Below are 19,624 nucleotides of genomic sequence, written 5' to 3'. Positions count from 1 at the left end.
GAGCCGGCGCGATCAGTGCGTGTCGAGCCGCATGCCGTCATAGGCCGGCACCACGCCCGCCGGCAGCGATTGCCGGATCACCTCGTAATCGACGTCGGCCGTCATGTTGGTGATGACGGCGCGCTTGGGCTTGAAGCGCTCGATCCAGGACAGCGCATCGTTGATGCTGAAATGGCTGGAATGCTGGGTGTAGCGCAAGCCGTCGACGATCCAGAGATCGAGATTCTCCAGCGCGCCCCAGCTCTCGCGCGGGATGTCGTTGAGGTCGGGCGTGTAGGCGGCATTGCCGATGCGATAGCCGAGCGCGGGAATCTGGCCGTGTTGGACCAGGAACGCGGTCATGGTCACGTCGCCGCCCTTGCCGCTGATGGTCCGGCTTTCGCCGGCCTCGATCGAATGCCGGTGCAGGATCGGCGGATAGTCGCTGCCCTCGGGCGAGATGAAGCAATAGGAGAACCGCGCCATGATGTCTTTCGCGGTCGACTGGTTGAAATAAACCGGGATGCGCTTGCGCATGTGGAGCACGACGGAGCGCAGATCGTCCATGCCGTGGGTCTGGTCGGCATGCTCATGGGTCAGGAACACCGCGTCGATGTGGTCGACATTGGTATCGATGAGCTGCTCGCGCAGGTCAGGCGAGGTGTCGATCACGATGCGCGTGGTGCCGTGGCTCGACGTCTGCTCGACTAGCAGCGAGCAGCGGCGGCGGCGGTTCTTTGGATTGTTGGGATCGCAGGCGCCCCAGCCGAGTGCCGGGCGCGGCACGCCGGCGGAGGAGCCGCAGCCCAGGATCGTCAGCGTCAGCGTCATGCGGCTCCCAGTCCTAAGATTTCACCTTGGAGAACAGGCGGAAGAAGTTTTCGGTGGTCTGGCGTGAGATCTCATCGAGCGACACGCCGCGCGTTTCGGCGAGCACCTTGGCGACCTCGACCACATAGGCCGGCTCGTTGCGTTTGCCCCGGAACTTGCCGGGCGCAAGATAGGGCGAGTCTGTTTCAACCAGAATACGGTCAGACGGCAGTTCAGCCGCAAGCGCGCGCAGGGTCTCCGATTTCTTGAAGGTCAGGATGCCCGTGAAGCCGATATAGAGCCCGAGCGACACCGCCTTCAGCGCCAGCTCGCGCCCGCCCGTGTAGCAATGCAGCACGGCGCGAAACGATCCCTTGGCCGCTTCCTCCTCCAGGATGCGGCCGCAATCCTCGTCCGCCTCGCGGGTGTGGATCACCAGCGGCAGGCCGGTCGCACGGGCCGCCGCGATGTGGGCGCGGAAGCCCCTCGCCTGCGCCTCCGGCGTGCCGTTGTCGTAGAAATAGTCGAGCCCGGCCTCGCCGAGCGCGACCACCTTGGGATGCCCGGTCAACCCGATCAGTTCGTCCGGCGAGATGCCGTCTTCCTCGTCCGCGTTATGCGGATGGGTGCCGACCGAGCAGTAGACGTCGTCGTAGCGCTCAGCGATGGCCAGAAGCTGATTGAGCTTTCGCACCCGCGTGGAGATCGTGACCATACGGCCGATGCCGGCCGCACGTGCACGCGAGACGATCCCGTCGAGATCTTCCGCAAAGTCCGGAAAATCCAGATGGCAGTGGCTGTCGACCAGCATCGCCCGAACGCCCTAGGCCGCCGGCTCGATGTAGCGCGGGAACGCCGGTGTCGGCGCCGGTAGCGTCGAGCCGGGCGCGATCCGTTTGGCGCCCCCGAGCATCACGAAATTCCGCTCGCCCGCGGGAATGCCGAGGCTGTCGAGCAGCAAGCCCGAGGCAGTCGGCATCGCCGGCTGGGCCAGGATCGCGATCTGGCGCACGACTTCGGCGGTGACATAGAGCACCGTCTTCTGCCTGACAGGATCGGTCTTGGCGAGCGCCCACGGCGCCTCGCCCGCGAAATAGCGGTTGGCCTCCGCGACCACGGCCCACACGGCGTTGAGCCAGTGATGGATCTGCTGCGTCGCCATCGCTTCGCGCGATGCGGCGATCATGCCGTCCGCCATCGCCAGAATCGCCTTGTCGTTGTCGCTGAACTCGCCCGGCTCCGGCAGCACGCCGCCGAGCTGCTTGGCGATCATCGACAGCGAGCGCTGCGCGAGGTTGCCGAGATCGTTGGCGAGATCGGCATTGATGCGCGCGACGATGGCTTCGTGGTTGTAGTTGCCGTCCTGGCCATACGAGACCTCGCGCAGAAAGAAATAGCGCATCTGGTCGACGCCATACTGGTCGGCAAGATTGAAGGGGTCGACGACATTGCCGACCGACTTCGACATCTTCTCGCCCCTGTTGAACAGGAAGCCATGGGCATAGACCCTCTTCGGCAGCGAAATGCCGGCCGACATCAGGAATGCGGGCCAGTAGACCGCGTGGAAGCGGATGATGTCCTTGCCGATGATGTGCACGTCGGCCGGCCAGTAGCGCCAGTTCTTGTCGCTCTCGTCGGGGAATCCGACGCCGGTGATGTAATTGGTCAGCGCGTCGACCCAGACATACATCACGTGCTCTTCGTCGCTGGGCACTTTCACGCCCCAATCGAAGGTCGTGCGCGAGATCGAGAGATCGCGCAAGCCGCCGCGTACGAAGCTCACCACCTCGTTCTTGCGCGAGTCCGGGCCAATGAATTCAGGATGATCTTCGTAGAGCTTCAGAAGCTTGTCCTGATAGGCCGACAGGCGGAAGAAATAGCTCTTCTCCTCGACCCATTCGACTGGCGTGCCTTGCGGTCCGAGGCGCACGCCGTCGTCGTTCAGGCGCGTCTCGTCCTCGGCGTAATACGCCTCGTCGCGCACCGAGTACCAGCCGGCATAGCTGTCGGCGTAGATGTCGCCGTTCGCTTCCATGCGCCGCCAGATCTCCTGGCTGGAGCGATGGTGCTGCTCTTCGGTGGTGCGGATGAAGCGGTCGAACGACACGTTCAGACGCTCGTCCATCTCCTTGAAGCGACCAGCATTGCGGGTCGCGAGCGCGGACGGGGTCAGGCCTTCGTTCTGCGCGGTTTGGACCATCTTCTGACCGTGCTCGTCGGTGCCGGTCAGGAAGAACACGTCCTTGCCGTCGAGCCGCGCAAAGCGCGCCAGCACGTCGGCCGAGATCGCCTCATAGGCGTGGCCGATATGCGGGCTGCCGTTGGGATAGGCGATGGCGGTCGAGATGTAGAAGACGTTGTCGCGCGCGGGAGCGGCAACAGGAGTTGCGGCTTGCGGAGCTGCGACGGGCCTCAGTGCGGGCGGCGCCTCAGGCTTCGACACTTTGGGCTTCGACACCTTGGGCTTCACAACCTTCGGCGGCGTGGCGACGGGAGCCGGTGCGACGGTCACGGCAGGCGCAGTCACTTTCGTTTTCTTGGCGGCCCTCTTCGCGGGAGCCTTGCTCTTCGCCGGAGACTTGGCTGCCTTTTTGGCCGCTTTCTTCACCGCCTTCTTGGCGACGGCCTGCTTCTTCGCGGCCTTCTTGCCGACCTTCTTTGTCGTCTTCGCAGCGCTCTTCTTCACGCCCTTCTTGGCGGCAGCCTTCCTGGTCTTCTTGACCTTCTTGGCAGCTTTGCGCGCGAGCGCCTTCACGGCCTTCTTCGCGGCCTTGTTGGCAGCCTTCTTCTTGCTGCTCTTGCCTCTAGCGGTTTTCTTAGCTCGCGTGGCCACGACGAATTCCTTTACCGGCTTCTCGAAATTTGGAAACGAACCTGCGTTAGGTCATTATTTGGAGCATGATCCTGTCGGAAAACCGCTGCACACTTTTCCGGATCATGCTCTAGCGCGTTGCGTCCGCCAGCCAGCCGAACACCGAGAAAACCAAGGGCTTTCGCTCCAGATTGTAGGTTTCAGTGTCGCGCGCGGCGCGGGCGATCTTTTCCCATACCTCAGCTAGGCGCGCAAGGCGCGGCAGATTCTGGTTGGCATTGGCCTCGTCGGAGTGCAGGCGCTCCGCAATCCAGCGATCGATGCCGTCGATGAAGGCCGCCAGCGCGACTCGATCGCTGGTGCCGAGCGAATCGCCGAGCGTGTGCAATTCGCGCGGATCGACCTGTGGCAGGCGCGCGAGCAGCGCCGCCGTGCGCTGCTGCAGCTTCAGGGCATCGCCGCCGAGCAGCGTCAGCGCCCGCGCGACGCTGCCCTCGGAGGCCTCCGCGGCCTCGTGTAGCGCCGGATCGTTCGGATCGAGGTCAGCCGCCGAAGCTGCGGCGCCGATCACATCATCCGTGCCGAGCGGGCGCAGGCGCAGCTTGCGGCAGCGCGACTGGATCGTGGCGAGCACACGCGCCGGCGCGTGGCTGACCAGGAGGAACAGTGACTGCTGCGGCGGTTCCTCGAGGATTTTCAGCAGTGCGTTGGCGGCATTCGGATTGAGCTCGTCGACGGTGTCGACGATGCAGACGCGCCAGCCTTCTGCCGCGGCAGTCGAGCCGAAAAAACCGATCGTCTCGCGCGTCTCGTCCACGGTGATCACGGTGCGCATCACGCCGCGGTCGTTGGCGGTGCGTTCCAGCGTCAACAGCCCGCCATGCGAGCTGGCCGCAACCTGCCGCGCCACGGCGTTATCAGGATCGATCGCGAGGGTCTCGGCGCGCTGCACGGACGGCGCCAGCGGCTGGCCGTTGGAAAGCACGAAGCGCGCTATGCGATAGGCCAGCGTCGCCTTCCCGATCCCCTGCGGCCCGCCGATCAACCAGGCATGCGGAATGCGCCCGCTGCGATAGGCCGCGAGCAGCGCCGTTTCGGCCTCGCGATGGCCGAACAGAAGGCTCGTCTCGCGCGGATGCGGAATGGCGGTTTCGCGTTCGGCCTGGCGCGGGCTCATAGGGAAACCACCGATGCAGGGGTTGGGAGAAGACGGTCGCGCAGCGCCGTCCAGACTCGTCCAGCAACCGTGTCGGGATCGGAATTGGCATCGATCAGGACGCAACGGCCGGGATCGTCCTCGGCGATCTTGCGATAGGCCTCGCGCAGGCCCTGGTGGAAGCTGAGCTGCTCGCCCTCGAACCTGTCAGGTGTGCCGCTACCACGACGCACGGCGGCGCGCTGCAATCCAATCTCGACCGGCAAATCGAGGATGAGGGTGAGGTCCGGCTTGAGATCGCCGATCGTGACCCGCTGCATCGCGTTGATCAGGCCCATCGGCACGCGGCCGAGGCTGCCCTGATAGGCCCGCGTCGAGTCGGCGAAGCGGTCGCACAGCACCCAGGCGCCCCGATTGAGCGCAGGCTGGATCACGGTGCGGACATGGTCATCGCGAGCAGCCGCGAACAGCAGCGTCTCGGCTTCGGGCCCGAGCAGCTTGCCCATCCCCGACAGCACCAGGTGGCGCATGATCTCGGCACCCGGCGAGCCGCCGGGCTCGCGCGTGACGAGGGTCCGCATCCTCGCCGCAGTGAGGCGGTCGGCGAGCTTCTTGATCTGGGTCGACTTGCCGGTGCCCTCGCCGCCTTCAAAGGTGATGAAGCGTCCGCGTCCGGACGGTCGCTGTGCTGCGCTCTCACTCATGATCAGAGCTTCTCGGCGCCCGCGCGGAACATGCCGATCACGAGCTCGCTGGCACCGTCGATCGCGCGGCGCATGGTCGAGCCGGTGCCGATCGCTTCGGCGGCATAGACGGGCGTCTCCACCGCGATATTGCCGCTGCGCCAGACCTTGACCACGCCGACCTTCTGGCCGGCTTCGATCGGCGCGCGCACCGGTCCGCTATAGACGATGCGCGCAATCAGCTTGTCGCTGCCGTTCTTGTGCACCATCACCTTGACGGGCGTCTTGGCGACCAGCTTGACCGAGCGGCTCTCGCCGCCAAACACTTTTGCATAGCCAACCTGCTGGTCGGCCGCGATCAAGGTGCGGGTCTCGAAATTGCGAAAGCCCCATTCCAGCATCTTCTTGGCTTCGGTGGCGCGATCCTCAGAATCTTCGAGGCCATTGACGACCACGATCAGCCGCGTGCCGTTTTGCACGGCCGAGCCGACCATGCCGTAGCCGCCTTCCTTGGTGTAGCCGGTCTTCAGACCGTCAGCGCCTTCCATTGAATTGAGCAGAGGATTGCGGTTGGGCTGGCGGATCTTGTTCCAGGTGTACTCCTTCTCGCCGAATAGTTTGTAGAATTCGGGGAAGTCGAGAATGATGTGGCGCGCGAGGATGCCGAGCTCGCGCACCGTCATCTTGTTGCCGGGATCGGGCAGGCCGTTGGAATTGCCGAAAGTCGACTTCGTCATGCCGAGCTCGCGGGCACGCTTGGTCATGAAGTCGGCGGCAAAGATCTTCTCGTTGCCGGCAATGCCCTCGGCCAGCGCGATGCAGGCGTCATTGCCGCTCTGGATGATCGCGCCATGCAGGAGATCGTCGACCGAAACCTTGCTGTTGATGGCGGCGAACATGGTCGAGCCGCCCGAGGGCGCCCCGCCCTTGCGCCAGGCGTTCTCGCTGATCCGGTACTCGTCGGTCGGCTTGATGTCGCCCTTCTTGATGGCATTGAAGACCACCTCGGCCGTCATCAGCTTCATCATGCTGGAGGGCGCGCGCAGCTCGTCGGCGTTCTTCTCGAACAGCACGCTGCCGCTGGAGGCCTCGATCAGGATCGCGGTGGGGGCGTCGCCGTCGAAGCCGGAATCCTCGGCTTTCTTGGCGCCCTGGATGCTCTGGTTGGCGGCGTAGAGGGCACCGCCCCAGCCGATGCCCGCCACCAGAACCGCCGCGATCAGCCCGCGCGCCAGCGCACCGGCGGAGAACCGGGTGCGACGGAGCGGAAAAAGACGAAATGCCATGGCGAAGCCCTGAGAGCGGCGTTCTAACAGCAGGAACCGGTGCGAACAACACGGGGCTGGCCGCCGAACCCGAGATTGCACGATTCTCGGCGCGCCCCTATCGTGGCACCTGATATTTCCCGACCAAACCCCTGAAACAAGGCGGAAAAGCGATGTTGTCCACCCGCGTGATCAAGGCCAACGGGATCGACCTGTTCATCCGCGAGGCCGGCCAGGGTCCGCTGGTGGTGCTGTGCCACGGCTGGCCCGAGCTATCCTACTCCTGGCGCCACCAGATCCCGGCGCTGGCGGACGCCGGTTTCCACGTCGTCGCCCCCGACATGCGCGGCTACGGCCAGAGCGCGGCGCCGGCGGACGTTGCCGCCTACTCGATCTTCGACACGGTCGGCGACGTCGTTGGCCTCGTGCACGCGCTCGGCGAGAGCAAGGCGATGGTGGTCGGCCACGACTGGGGCGCGCCGGTAGCCTGGCATGCGGCGTTGTTCCGGCCCGACATCTTCACGGCGGTGGCGGGCCTGAGCGTGCCGCCGCCATTCCGCGGCCGCGGCAAGCCGCTCGATCTGCTGCGCCAGGGCGGCGTCACCAATTTCTACTGGCAGTATTTCCAGACACCCGGCGTCGCCGAGGCCGAGTTCGAGCGTGACATCGCCCGCACCATGCGCATCGTGCTCGGCGGGCGCGGCCTTGCCGATCCCAGCGCCGCGATGTTCGTCCAGGAGGGCAAGGGCTTTCTCGGTCACGCGCTCGCCGAGGAGCCGCTGCCCAACTGGCTCAGCGAGGCTGACCTCGCCTATTTCACCGAAAGCTTCCGCAAGTCCGGCTTCCGCGGCGGGCTGAACTGGTATCGCAACCTCGACCGCAACTGGGAGCTGACGGCGCCCTGGCAGGACGCGCAGATCCATCAGCCATCGCTCTTCATTGCCGGTTCGAAAGACGCCGTCATCACCGGCCTGATCGGCGCCAAGCGCGTCAACGAGCTCGAGCGCGTGCTGCCCAATCTGACGCGGAAGCTGATCATCGAGGGCGCCGGCCATTGGGTCCAGCAGGAGCGGCCCGACGAGGTCAACGCTGCGCTGCTGAAGTTCCTGCACGAAGTGGCTGCGCGTTAGCCGAGATCCTTTTTCATCGCGATGTGAGCGGCGCCCGCCGGCCCGGTCTCGGCAAATCCTCGCCGCAGGTAAAACCTGAGCGCGGCCGAATTGTCCGCGAGCACCGAGAGCGTCAGCGCGCCGACACCCTGCTGCCGTGCGCTCGCTTCGAGAGCGTCGAGGATCTTCGTGCCGGCGCCGCGACCGCAATCGGCCGGCAGCAGCGCGATGTCCATGATGTGCCAGTGCTCGCTTTCGCAATGAAGCAGCAGCCGGCCGATCGCGGTCGCGTCCTGTGTGACGATCAGCGAGATCGCACCCGGAAATTGCGCGGCATAGCTGGCCGCCTGGCCGCGGAACTGTTGCGCGATGATCTGGCCGACGATCGGCCCGGACAATCCGGTCGCGGTGAATTGCCCCGTCCGCACCTCCTCGAAGAGATGCCGGATGAACGGCTCGTCATTCGGGCCTGCGGGCCGAAGCCGAAGCGCCGGATCGTCCGGGACGATGTCGAGCGGCGCGCCGTCAATCATGCCGTCGCGCACTCAAGATCGTTCAGGAGCTGCCGAAAGCCGGAAAGATTCCCGCATAGGCGATACACCAGACGATCGCCTGGGTCGGCTGCATGTTGTCGTGCGGCAGGTTCTGCCCGGTGAGTGTGACGGCGCTTGGCACCAAGGTGAGACTGCCGGGTGGCGCCGTGAAGCCGGTGAAGTTCGGGTCGATCGCAACCGTGGTCCCCGCCGCGCCGGGACCTGCCGTAGCGCCTGTCGCGCTCTTGTCGCCGAGTTGCAGGGCGTGCGTGTGCCTCGCCATGTTGTCGCCGATCAGCGTCACCGTCGAACTGCCGACGGTCTCGCCGACGACATAATTTTGCAATCCCGGGCCTTGCCCCTGACCGATCGCGACCGAACCGTTCAGGTTCGGCAAGGCGAAATTGGTCGTGCCATTGCCGCCGTAGTAGGTACCGATGAGTGCAAATAACGCACTGTAACCCTGAATTGGCAGGAGCTGGCCGCCGCACGGCAGCCAGGCGCTGTTGAAGCCGCCGACCGCAAAAGGAAACGTAAAAGCCTGGATTTCTCCGACGAACGGATCTGACATGTTGTCTTTCCTTGAGACTGAATACGGATGCGTGCGCAGCCTAACCGGACGAAGGGAAGACGCCCGCGTAGCAAATGCAGTAATTGGCAACGACGCTCGGCATCATGTTGTTGTGCCCGAGGCTGTTGCCCGAAGTGGCGACGCAGGGGGCCATCGTGGAGTACGTCCCAGCGTTCGCAATCGGTGCGTAGAGTTCACCTGCTGACGCCGTGGCAAGATGAAGGGTCGGCCCGGGCGTTACATCCGTTGCCGTCACGGTCGAGGACATCAGCGCATGACTGTGGGTCGGCATTTCGGCTTCGATCAGGGTGTGGTTCTCCTCACCCCCGGGCTGGCCCAGCGTATAGTTCGGAAGGCCTGTCCCCTGTCCCTGTCCGATCGGCACACGGCCGCGTAGATCAGGAAGGTTGAACGTGTTGACGCCATCGCCGCCATAGGTGGTGCCGATCACGGCGTAAAGCGTCTCAAACTGGGCAATCGAGACCGACTGTCCATTGCAGGCGAACCAGCCGTCCGGCACCCGCGGAAAGCCGAACAACCTGATCTCGCCGAGAAACGGATCTGCCATCGCATATGATCCTTTGGTGTGCGCCCGTTCCGATCCGATCGGCGAATGCGCGAATATGGGAAAATTGAAGTGGACGGATTACGTTTGCGAAAATGCGGCCGTGCAGCCGCTCAGCTTCGCGACGGAAAAATCCCCTGCGTCGCGATCAGATAGCTGATCGTGAGATAGGGCTGCATGTTGTTATGCTGCTGGTTGCCGCCTTCGTTCACCAGATTGGTGGCGGTGGCCAATGGCGTGTCGCCGCTCCCGGCTGCGGCAAAAATCTTCGTCGGATTGGTCGCCGGCAGTGAGTTTGTCGCGAAGACGTTGCCTGTGGGAGGGACGCTCCCGCGTCCGCCTCCTCCGACCGCTGCAGACACTTGAATGAGATGATTGTGGGCCGGGAGCTGCTGCACATTGAGGCTGGCCATATACGATCCGCCGGTCATGCCCACGGGATATTGGCCGGCGCCACTCGAGCCGAGGATCGCGCGACCGCGCAGATCCGGGAGTGCAAACGTCGTCACTCCGTTGCCGCCATAATAGGTGCCGAGCAACGAGAACAGCCCGGCATTTTGCTGGATGGCCAGCAGCGCACCGTTACACAGCGCCCAACCTCTGGGAATCACTGCGCCCGCAAAAGGCATGATTTGTCCGAGAACCGGCTGTAACGGCATGACGCCTCCCCCAAAAATCTAACGACCCGTCGCGTGATGATGCAGACCACGACGGCGGCACTTAAATTAAAGAATGAATTTATTGCGGCCCACTCGCCAAGATTGTTGAACAGCCAGCGTCGACAGTCAAGCGCAAGCGCAACCATAAATTGACGCGTCAAGCGTTTCCGTCGATTGCCATCAAAGCACGCTTTTGTTGCCACTATGCAACGGTTCGCCGGAAAGTAGTGCCCGCGACTTGGTACCGGCCGTTTGGCTGGCTCGTTCGCTTGCGTTGCGCACCGCGTCCCGTCAAATGCACGCAACGATATAGGCGAATAATTTCACAATCAGGGATTTTAGGCGGATGCTCTATCGAGAGCTGCCGCTAAGGGGGGCCGGTGAGTCACGCAATTGCGGTGGCCATTCCAGAGATAGTCGGGGAACTGGCCGTCCCGACACGCGATGGTGAAGCTACGCCTTCGCGGATATTGCGCTCTCTCTGGCGGGCGGCTCAACGCATCTGCATCGCGGCCGTCGTGATGCTCGGCGCGATGGCAGCGGCGAACGCGGCTTGCGATCAAACGACGGATTCGACGTCGGGCGTGACCATCAACTTCACGTCGGTCGGTCAGATCTATCGCCTGTGTCTGACCGTCGGCGCAGCCGCGGCCGACGACTCGGTTGTATACGGCGTCTATTCCGTCGCGGGCACAGACGCCTTTTACAATGCACCGATCGCAAATTCGAGCGGCCATTTGGGCAGCGCACTGCTCACAGCGGCCGATTATAATCCGACCACGTCAAAGGCAACTTACACATTTCATCCAACGAACCCGAACCAAAACGGTCAATCCGCGAAGGCCGGCCAGGCCGAGATCGATATCACGCTGAACAGCAAGACAGGTAACGGACAGGACACGATCATCCTGTATTACGCGCCGGGCTGCAGCGATTTCAACGTGGGCTGCTCCGGCAGTTCGATAGCAAACACCGCTTACACGTTCACGATCAATCTGCCCGTCCCCGCGCCGACCATCACTTCGATTACGCCGACTTCAGGCCCAGGTGGAGGCGGCACCAACGTGATCATCACTGGCACCAATTTCACAGGTACGACGGCCGTGACGTTCGGGGCAACGGCCGCGGCCGGCTTCACGGTCAATTCGGCGACCCAGATCACCGCGACATCTCCGGCCGGGACTGGCACCGTGGATGTCCGAGTGACGACCGCCGGCGGGACGTCGGCGACGTCGGCGGCAGACCAGTTCACCTATATTGCCGCCCCGACTGTCACCTCGATCTCACCGACCGCAGGCCCCACCGCCGGCGGAACATCGGTGACGATCACCGGCACCAACTTCACCGGAGTCACGGCCGTGACGTTCGGCGGGACCGCGGCGGCCGGCTTCACATTCAATTCAGCGACATCGATCACGGCGACCTCGCCGGCGGGTGCCGCCGGTGCTGTTGACGTCAGGGTCACAACACCGGGCGGGACATCAGCGACCTCGGCTGCGGATCAGTTCACCTATGCCGCGCCGCCGACCGTGACGTCGATCTCGCCGACATCGGGTCCGCAGACCGGCGGCACGACCGTGGTCATCACCGGTACGAACTTCTCCGGAGCAACTGCGGTCACGTTCGGCGCAACGGCGGCAACCGGTTTCGCGGTCAATTCGGCGACCCAGATTACCGCGACATCGCCCGCAGGCACTGGTACGGTCGACATCACGGTGACGACCGTGGGCGGAACATCGGCAACGTCAGCAGCCGATCAATTCACTTATGTTCCGGCACCGACGGTCACTTCGATTTCGCCGACCTCGGGTCCGGGCGCTGGCGGCACCACCGTAACCATCACCGGCACCAACTTCACAGGCGCGACGACCGTAGTGTTCGGAGCAACGGCTGCGACTGGCGTCACGGTCAATTCGGCGACCCAGATCACCGCGACGTCGCCGGCAGGAACCAGCACGATCGACATCAGGGTGACGACAGCCGGCGGCACCTCGGCCACCTCCGCCGCCGACCAGTTCACCTATGTCGCCACGCCAGCCGTCACGTCGCTTTCGCCGACGTCGGGGCCGGCGGCCGGCAGCACGGTGGTGACGATCACAGGCACAAATTTCACCGGCGTCACGGCCGTGTCATTCGGCGGGACGGCCGCGCTCGGCTTCACGTTCAATTCGGCAACATCGATCACAGCGACCTCGCCGCCCGGGACCGGCGTCGCGGACGTCAGGGTGACGACGCCGGGCGGGACGTCCGCGACCTCGGCGGCTGATCAGTTCACCTATGCCGGCCCTCCCTCGATCACGTCGATTTCGCCGACAGGCGGCCCCCTTGCCGGCGGCACGACGGTCACGATCACCGGCGCTAATCTGTCAGGTGCAACGGCGGTGACGTTCGGCGCCACGGCGGCAATCGGCTTCACCGTCAATTCGGCAACCCAGATCACCGCGACATCGCCTGCCGGGGCCGGCACCGTAGATGTCAGAGTGACCACCGTGGGCGGAACGTCGGCAATGTCCGCCGCTGACCAATTCACCTACACCGCCGCGCCGACCGTCACCTCGATCTCACCGACTACGGGTCCGCAGACAGGCGGCACGGTCGTGACGGTCACGGGCACAGGCTTCACCGGCGCCACCGCAGTGACATTCGGCGCAACCGCCGCAACGAGTATCACCGTCAATTCGTCAACATCAATCACCGCGACGTCACCCGCCGGTACCAGCACCGTTGACCTCCGCGTGACCAATCCAGGCGGCACCTCGGCCACCTCCGCCGCCGACCAGTTCACCTATGTCGCCACGCCAGCCGTCACGTCGCTTTCGCCGACGTCGGGGCCGGCGGCCGGCGGCACGGTGGTAACGATCACGGGCACCAATTTCACCGGCGCGACAGCCGTGACGTTCGGTGCAACCGCGGCGGCGGGCTTCACCGTCAACTCCGCAACCTCGATCACCGCGACATCGCGGGGATGTCCCGGGTTCTGTTGAATTTCTGAAGAGGTCGGCGTTGCCCACCTTGAGCCGGTAGGCTCGGGGTGCTGATTCCACAAAGGAGAGCAACGCCATGACGAGAGATATCACACCGGCTGGTTGGCCGGCGACCGGGGCTGTGGAGAAATCATTTGCGGAAGTGCGAGCGAGCTTCGATCGGTTCTGCCTTGCGGCAGGAATCGAGGCGCTCGGCACGATGATGGAGGCGGATGTGACAGCGGCCTGCGGGCCGCGCCACGGTCGTGATGCGGCGCGGCGGGCGCACCGTTGGGGCCGAACGCGGGGGCGGATCGGTTTCCACGGCGGCAAGATCGAGGTCGGTCGCCCGCGGGTCCGGGGCATGGACGGCCGCGAGGTCACGATCCCGAGCTGGGAAACGGCGGCGCAGGAGGACTGGCTCGGTCGCTGGGCGATGAACCTGATGCTGATCAATGTGTCGACGCGCCGGTTCGGCCGCGCCGTCCGGCTGCCCGAGGGTGACGTGCCGGCACCGCCCGGATCGGGGATTTCGAAGTCGGCGGCCTCGCGGAGGTTCGTGGCTCTGTCGGCGGCGCGGCTGGCCGACTTCATGGCTGCCGATCTGTCCGCGCTCGACCTTCTGGTGGTCCAAATCGACGGGCTGCATCTCGACGACGATCTCGTGCTGGTGGCCGCGATCGGGGTTGACGGCGAAGGCAACAAGCATCCGCTGGCGCTGGTGGAAGGGGCGACCGAGAATGCAGCAACGGTTCAGGCCCTGCTGGACAACCTGGTCTCGCGCGGGCTCGACCCGACGGTGCCAAGACTGTTCATCGCCGACGGCGCGAAGGCGTTGTCGAAGGCGATCCGCCGCACCTTCGGTTCGGCCGCTGCGATCCAGCGCTGCCAGATCCACAAGGCGCGCAACATCATGGAACGCCTGCCGAAAGAGCATCATGCGGCCACCCGCCGGGTGCTGCGCCAGGCCTGGGAGCTCGATGACGCCGACAAGGCTGAAAAATTGATCCGCAATCTCGCGCGTCGACTCGACCAGCAATGGCCCGGCGTTGCGGCCAGTATCCTCGAAGGCCTCGACGAAATCCTGACTGTCGTCCGGTTGAAGTTGCCGAAGGAGCTTCGCCGATCGCTCGCCTGTACCAATATCGCCGAGAACATGATGGGCACCATTCGCCGCGTCACGCGCAACGTTAAACGCTGGCGGGATGCCGGTATGGCCTTGCGATGGGTCGCGGCCGGTATGATCGAGGCCAACAAGGGCTTCCGACGATTGAAGGCGCATAAGCAATTGTCGGTTCTGCGTGCGGCCCTTCAAGCTCACCACGATCGCATGACAATCAAGTCCGTTGCCCACGTCACGAGGGCTGCGTAATATTCATTCCGGCAACGTCGACCCGACGTAGTTCAACAGCGATCGGGACATCCCCGACATCGCAGGCCGGCACCGGTACCGTCGACGTCAGGGTGACGACCACGGGCGGCACCTCGGCCACATCGGCGGCAGACCAGTTCACCTATTTCGCCGTGCCGACCGTGACGTCGATCTCGCCGACAGGCGGCCCGCTCGCAGGCGGCACGTCGGTGACCGTCACCGGTACCAATTTCACCGGTGCGACCGCCGTGAAGTTCGGGGTGACGAATGCATCGAGCTTCACGGTCAATTCGGCAACCTCGATCACCGCGGTCTCGCCGGCCGGCGCCGGTACGGTCGATGTCACCGTGACGACGCCAGGCGGAACGTCCGCCACATCGGCATCGGACCAATTCAGCTACACGCCGGCACCAACGGTCGGCTCGATCTCACCGAGCTCCGGATCCGCGATCGGCAGCACCTCCGTGGCGGTCACGGGGACCGGATTCAGCGGCGCCACCGCAGTGAAGTTCGGCGCCAACAACGCGACCAGCTTCACGGTTAATTCGGCAACGTCGATCACGGCAACCTCGCCGCCCGGCGCCGGCACGGTCGATGTCACCGTGACGACGGCCGGAGGGACGTCGCCGACCTCGGCGGCAGACAGGTTCACCTATCTGTCCGCGACGACCACCACGGAGCTCACCTCGTCGAAGAATCCGAGCAGCTACGGCGAGTCTGTAACGTTCACGGCCAAGGTGAGCAGCTTGGGCGGAACGCCGACGGGAACGGTCACTTTCAACGACGGCGGCACGCCGATCGGCACGTCTAGCCTGTCGGCCGGCGTCGCCACCTTTGCCACGACGACGCTCGCCGTCGGCAATCACAGCATCACGGTGACCTACAACGGCAGTGTGGCCTTCAACGCCTCGACCTCGCCGGCCCTGAACCAGTCGATCGACATGCCCGCCGACAGCGCCAAGCTGCGCGCCCTCCAGCTCAACGTCACCAAGATCGTGGCGCAGAGTTCGGGACAGGCGATCTCCGGTTCGATTGACACCGCGATTTCCGAAGGGTTCAGCGACGGCGGGCAATACATCACGCCAGGCGCGGGCGGGCTGCGCGTCAATTTCGCCGCCGCGCCCGACGGCGATGAGGACGACAAGCCCAAATCCGGTCAGCAGCCCGGTTCTCAAAGTTTGAACGCCTATTCGGGCGACGGCGGCTCCGGCCGGACCGGCGGCCGCGGGCGCGGCTCCTCGCGGATCGATGACGCCTTCGCCGCGATCGATCGGGCGGCTCCGACCAAGGCACCGGCTGCGCGCTTCAGGGAGCAGAGGGACTGGCTGTTCTGGATCGACGTGCGCGGCACCGGCATCGATCAATGGGGCTCGTCCGGCAACATCGGTCAGGGTGCAACCCAGGCCACGCTCTTCGGCCAGCAGATCAACCTGCTGTCCGGACTGACCTACCGGGCGAGACCCAATTTGCTGGTCGGTGTGACCGGCGGCTACGAGAACTTCAGCTACACCCAGACCGACATCAACGGAAAGCTGAAGGGCGACGGCTGGACCGTCGGCGCCTATCTCGGCTGGAAGATCATCCCGACGCTGCGTTACGACGTGGCCGTGACCTATTCCGGCATCGGCTATGACGGCACCGCCGGCACGGCGCAAGGCAATTTCAACGGCAATCGCTGGATATTCGCGACCGGCTTCACCGGCAGCTACAGCTGGGCCAATTTCAATATCGAACCGTCGGCCAAGGTCTACGCGATCTGGGAGCGGGAAAACGCCTATGTCGACTCGCTCGGCACCCAGCAGGCGGCCCGCACCTTCTCGAGCGGCCGCGCGTCTGCCGGCAACAGGGTCTCCTACCCCATACCGTGGCTCGATAGCGTGCTGCTGGCGCCCTATGCCGGCGTCTTTGCCGACTATTACTTCACGCAGGACGATGCGGCCGCGATCGTTGCTGCGGGCGGCATCCCGCTCGCTTCGACACCATTGCTCCAGGGCTGGTCAGCCCGCATCACGGGCGGCATCGGCGCAAGGCTGGCGGGTGGCACCACGGTCGGCTTCGGCGCCGAACTCGGCGGCATCGGCAGCAACACGCAGATCTGGACGTTCACGGGACGCGCGCGCATCCCATTCTGATCCCTGGGCGCGACGACGGGCCAGCGGCGCTACGCCGCTCGCCGGATTTGCCGGTTTGGTACCTGCTTAGTAGAGGCCGCGGCCGCTCAGGATGCTGCGGGCCTCGGCGGCGCCGTCGGCCGATGACGGTGCGTTCTCGGTCGCGTAGCGGCCATCCTCGTCATAGGACACGGCACGCGCGTTCTGGAGCGCCCGGCCCCGGCTGCGGCTGCGGCTCGAGGCCGACATCTCCGAGGTCGCGTTGAGCGACGCCATGTCGGCGGAGGTGTTGCCGAGATTATAGGGCCGCCCCTCCGGCGTCGGAACCTCACCGCGAATGGCGCCGCGGTTCGACGACGGAAGCTCCGGCACGAAGGGCCTTGCCGAGGCAACCCGCACCATCGAGGGCGACGGCGCCGGGATCCCGGTGCGCAGGGTCGCCATCAGTTGGCGATCGTCGGAGCCTTCCAGCGGCGCCCGGCCAACGTATTCGACACGGACCTTGGCGACGCCATTGCCTTTGAATTCAAGGAGTTCAGCGGCTTTGTTCGAGACGTCGATCAGCCGGTTGCCGTGATAGGGCCCGCGGTCGTTGACGCGCACGATCAGCGATTTGCCGTTCGAGACATTGGTCACCCGCGCATAGGACGGCATCGGCAGGGTCGGATGCGCCGCTGTCAGCGAGGTCATGTCGAACACTTCGCCATTGGCGGTCAGGCGGCCGTGGAAATCGTCGCCGTACCAGGACGCCATACCCTCGGCGCGGTAGTTGACGTCCTCCTCCGGCACGTAGGTCCGGCCGCCCACAACATAGGGCTTGCCGACGCGGTAGGTGCCGCCGCCTTTCGGAACCGGATCCCCAAACGCCACGACCCGCGGGCTCGAGGACACGCCGTATTTCGGATCGACCCGGCTGGCGAACTTGTTCGAGGAGGCGCAATTGGCGAGCGCGAGGCAGGTCGCGACCGCGGCAACACCGCGCGCGGCCCGCAAAACCGAATCTGACCGTCGGATCCCCATGCGCCCCAAATACCACTTCGCCGGAGGCATACCCAACCCGCTTTGGCTACGGGGGAGCGCTGTCCGGTCCCAAAATCCAAGGCGGCCCACCACCGCGTCGGAAGCAGTAAGGATAACGCAACCCGAACACGGCGGAAATGGGGAGCCCACAGCGTTCACGCCGGGATGGTAAACGGGGCGTTCGCTTCTCCCCGTTGATCTACGGAGCGCAGGCCCCCTGCTCTGTGCCACTCCTGGACATTCTGTTGCGCCAAATCCTCACTCCAGCCCCATTGTCTTGTGGCTCACTGGAATTCTTTTGACTGTGCAAGGCCGCACGCGTTTTCTCGGTTGCAGGGGCGAACTGGAATTTGACGATGATCGAGACGGTTTCGGCACTGATGGGTCTGGTAAGCGCGGGGATCTTCCTGGCCCATGCGTTTGAAGGTTACCGCACGAGGGCCTGAGGGCATTCGCGCGGACGGCAAGGATCACCTCTTTCAAGACGGCACGTTCGGACAATCTTAATCGATCCGACCGAGCATCGAACACGAGAGCGGCAGGTGTCCCATGCGCAATCATGACTTCGTATCCGATGGCTTCCTGGCACTGACCGCCGGCGGCTTGTTTCTTCTCTGCTCGAGCCTGGTGGCACTGGCCTTCGCCTGAGCACCACCACCAGTCTCCTTCTTTCTAACCACAACTACACCGCGATGCAGCATACAGCGCTGTCCGGTATTGCCCTGCTCCCGTTTAGTTGATTGAATTTCTGCGTTCGGCGCCTCGACTCATTTCAAGAGGCCATCACCAACGAGGGTGACGCAAATGCTTGCTGAGAAATTTTTTCTGGTTCTGGAATCGCTGATCCGCGGCGACCGCACCTATCCCGACGGAAGTCCCCGGGTGATCAGCACCTCCCCGCACGTGCCGGTGAAGCTGCCGGACCGGAAATAGCCGTCCCCCAAACCTCCGAATCACCCGCTGCTCAGCGCAGGCCCAATAGCGAGCGGCGATAAAGGCTGTCGCGGGCCTCGCTCAGGCAGACGAAGCTGCCGTCGAAACCTTGGCCATACCGCTTCTGGCCCTTGCCGTAGTAGATGCCTTTCCTGAAATCGAGCCAGACCACCTGATCGTGCGGGCAATGACGTTGCGCCTGCGCCTCGTAGCGAAACGGCGTCAGCGGCGTCGCCGAGACCTCCGCGCCACCGGCGCCAACCACGATTGCGACGGCGACCGCGATGCCGCCGAGCCCTTTGCCGAAGCCGCTCCAAGACACCCCCGCCTCCCCATTCAAGCCCTGACTCTTTGGCCGTTCGGCACGGTAGCACGAGACTGCGCGATCTGCCGGCCGCAGCCAGCGGCTTGGCCGTCTTCCACCGGCCATCTTGTCGGGTTACATGAAGGCGAGATCATCTCAGCTCGCGAGGATGCTGCCTGAATGTCGGTTGAGCCTGGACCCGAGTCCGAACTGCGCACCGAACCCCGCCCGCCGTTGCCGCGTTTGGGCCTGCTGCCGATGATAATCTTCGGCTCGCGCTGGCTGCAACTGCCGCTCTATCTCGGACTGATCGTGGCGCAATGCGTCTACATCGTGCTGTTCCTCAAGGAGCTCTGGCATCTGTCCCGGCACGCGATCGATCTCACCGAGCAGCAGATCATGATGAGCGTGCTGGCGCTGATTGACGTCGTGATGATCTCCAATCTGCTCGTGATGGTGATCGTCGGCGGCTACGAGACCTTCGTCTCGCGGCTCGACCTCCAGGGTCATCCCGACGAGCCGGAATGGCTCGGCCACGTCAATGCGAGCGTCCTGAAGATCAAGCTCGCCATGGCCATCATCGGCATCTCCTCGATCGCGCTGCTGCGCACCTTCATCGAGGCCGGCAATCTCGGCTCGAACCGCGCCGGCTTCACCGAGACCGGCGTGATGTGGCAGGTCCTGATCCACATCACCTTCATCGCCTCGGCGATCGGCATTGCCTACGTCGACAGGCTCAGCGACTCCGGAATGCGCAAGCACGCCGAGTGAGGGCAACG

General features: G+C 64.5%; 18 protein-coding genes. 6 read left to right on the top strand and 12 right to left on the bottom strand.

Annotated elements, in window-relative coordinates:
• Positions 1-12: 12 nt before the first annotated feature.
• From HAP41_RS25110 to HAP41_RS25085, 6 genes are all read right to left on the bottom strand, one after another.
• Positions 13-810 (bottom strand): MBL fold metallo-hydrolase, encoded by a 798-nt coding sequence (locus HAP41_RS25110; protein ID WP_166096562.1) that lies wholly within the window; start codon positions 808-810, stop codon positions 13-15.
• A 13-nt stretch (positions 811-823) separates the two neighbouring features.
• On the bottom strand, positions 824-1,600 hold the full coding sequence (locus tag HAP41_RS25105) for a TatD family hydrolase (RefSeq protein WP_166096563.1): 777 nt from the start codon (positions 1,598-1,600) through the stop codon (positions 824-826).
• A gap of 12 nt (positions 1,601-1,612) precedes the next feature.
• Positions 1,613-3,622: a methionine--tRNA ligase gene (gene metG, locus HAP41_RS25100; RefSeq protein ID WP_166096564.1), complete on the bottom strand. Its 2,010-nt coding sequence runs from the start codon at positions 3,620-3,622 to the stop codon at positions 1,613-1,615.
• A 109-nt stretch (positions 3,623-3,731) separates the two neighbouring features.
• A complete protein-coding gene (locus tag HAP41_RS25095; protein WP_166096565.1) occupies positions 3,732-4,778 on the bottom strand; it encodes a DNA polymerase III subunit delta' in 1,047 nt (348 codons plus the stop codon).
• The gene (gene tmk / locus HAP41_RS25090) at positions 4,775-5,461 is read right to left on the bottom strand and encodes a dTMP kinase (RefSeq protein ID WP_085401502.1); all 687 of its coding nucleotides are present in this window, start codon (positions 5,459-5,461) and stop codon (positions 4,775-4,777) included. Before tmk ends, HAP41_RS25095 begins: the two co-directional genes overlap by 4 nt.
• Before the next feature lie 2 nt (positions 5,462-5,463).
• On the bottom strand, positions 5,464-6,726 hold the full coding sequence (locus HAP41_RS25085) for a D-alanyl-D-alanine carboxypeptidase family protein (protein ID WP_166096566.1): 1,263 nt from the start codon (positions 6,724-6,726) through the stop codon (positions 5,464-5,466).
• Between the two features lie 152 nt (positions 6,727-6,878).
• Between HAP41_RS25085 and HAP41_RS25080 the strand changes: the two genes are divergently transcribed.
• Positions 6,879-7,835, top strand: coding sequence for an alpha/beta fold hydrolase (locus HAP41_RS25080; RefSeq protein WP_166096567.1), 957 nt, complete (start codon positions 6,879-6,881; stop codon positions 7,833-7,835).
• On the opposite strand, the gene HAP41_RS25075 is transcribed toward HAP41_RS25080, so the two are convergent.
• From HAP41_RS25075 to HAP41_RS25060, 4 genes are all read right to left on the bottom strand, one after another.
• Entirely contained in the window at positions 7,832-8,359 is a 528-nt protein-coding gene (locus HAP41_RS25075; protein ID WP_224580747.1) for a GNAT family N-acetyltransferase, read from the bottom strand. The genes HAP41_RS25080 and HAP41_RS25075 overlap by 4 nt on opposite strands.
• A gap of 10 nt (positions 8,360-8,369) precedes the next feature.
• Complete coding sequence (locus tag HAP41_RS25070) at positions 8,370-8,918, bottom strand: phage tail protein (protein ID WP_085401505.1); 549 nt, start codon at positions 8,916-8,918, stop codon at positions 8,370-8,372.
• Positions 8,919-8,958: 40 nt separating this feature from the next.
• Positions 8,959-9,486 carry a phage tail protein gene (locus HAP41_RS25065; protein ID WP_166096568.1) on the bottom strand — a complete coding sequence of 176 codons (528 nt, stop codon included), beginning with the start codon at positions 9,484-9,486 and terminating at the stop codon, positions 8,959-8,961.
• A gap of 110 nt (positions 9,487-9,596) precedes the next feature.
• Positions 9,597-10,142, bottom strand: a complete 546-nt coding sequence (locus HAP41_RS25060) for a phage tail protein (protein WP_166096569.1) — start codon at positions 10,140-10,142, stop codon at positions 9,597-9,599.
• Between the two features lie 584 nt (positions 10,143-10,726).
• On the opposite strand from HAP41_RS25060, the gene HAP41_RS25055 reads away from it, so the two are divergent.
• The 3 genes from HAP41_RS25055 to HAP41_RS25045 all read left to right on the top strand — a co-directional run bounded on the left by HAP41_RS25055 (position 10,727) and on the right by HAP41_RS25045 (position 16,609).
• The gene (locus HAP41_RS25055) at positions 10,727-13,126 is read left to right on the top strand and encodes a beta strand repeat-containing protein (RefSeq protein ID WP_224580748.1); all 2,400 of its coding nucleotides are present in this window, start codon (positions 10,727-10,729) and stop codon (positions 13,124-13,126) included.
• Between the two features lie 76 nt (positions 13,127-13,202).
• Positions 13,203-14,477 (top strand): IS256 family transposase, encoded by a 1,275-nt coding sequence (locus HAP41_RS25050; RefSeq protein WP_166080342.1) that lies wholly within the window; start codon positions 13,203-13,205, stop codon positions 14,475-14,477.
• 92 nt (positions 14,478-14,569) lie between these two features.
• Positions 14,570-16,609, top strand: a complete 2,040-nt coding sequence (locus tag HAP41_RS25045; protein ID WP_224580749.1) for an IPT/TIG domain-containing protein — start codon at positions 14,570-14,572, stop codon at positions 16,607-16,609.
• Positions 16,610-16,675: 66 nt separating this feature from the next.
• Here the strand turns inward: HAP41_RS25045 and HAP41_RS25040 are convergent, their stop codons facing one another.
• On the bottom strand, positions 16,676-17,608 hold the full coding sequence (locus HAP41_RS25040; protein WP_166096571.1) for a septal ring lytic transglycosylase RlpA family protein: 933 nt from the start codon (positions 17,606-17,608) through the stop codon (positions 16,676-16,678).
• 804 nt (positions 17,609-18,412) lie between these two features.
• Between HAP41_RS25040 and HAP41_RS50080 the strand changes: the two genes are divergently transcribed.
• Entirely contained in the window at positions 18,413-18,541 is a 129-nt protein-coding gene (locus HAP41_RS50080) for a hypothetical protein (RefSeq protein ID WP_256374848.1), read from the top strand.
• 31 nt (positions 18,542-18,572) lie between these two features.
• On the opposite strand, the gene HAP41_RS25035 is transcribed toward HAP41_RS50080, so the two are convergent.
• Positions 18,573-18,863 (bottom strand): hypothetical protein, encoded by a 291-nt coding sequence (locus tag HAP41_RS25035; RefSeq protein ID WP_071913898.1) that lies wholly within the window; start codon positions 18,861-18,863, stop codon positions 18,573-18,575.
• A 162-nt stretch (positions 18,864-19,025) separates the two neighbouring features.
• On the opposite strand from HAP41_RS25035, the gene HAP41_RS25030 reads away from it, so the two are divergent.
• A complete protein-coding gene (locus HAP41_RS25030; protein WP_166096572.1) occupies positions 19,026-19,616 on the top strand; it encodes a TIGR00645 family protein in 591 nt (196 codons plus the stop codon).
• Positions 19,617-19,624: the final 8 nt, after the last annotated feature.

The sequence above is a fragment of the Bradyrhizobium barranii subsp. apii genome (genome assembly GCF_011516635.5).
Taxonomy (GTDB): Bacteria; Pseudomonadota; Alphaproteobacteria; order Rhizobiales; family Xanthobacteraceae; genus Bradyrhizobium; species Bradyrhizobium barranii.
This window is presented reverse-complemented; position numbering and strand designations above follow the sequence as displayed.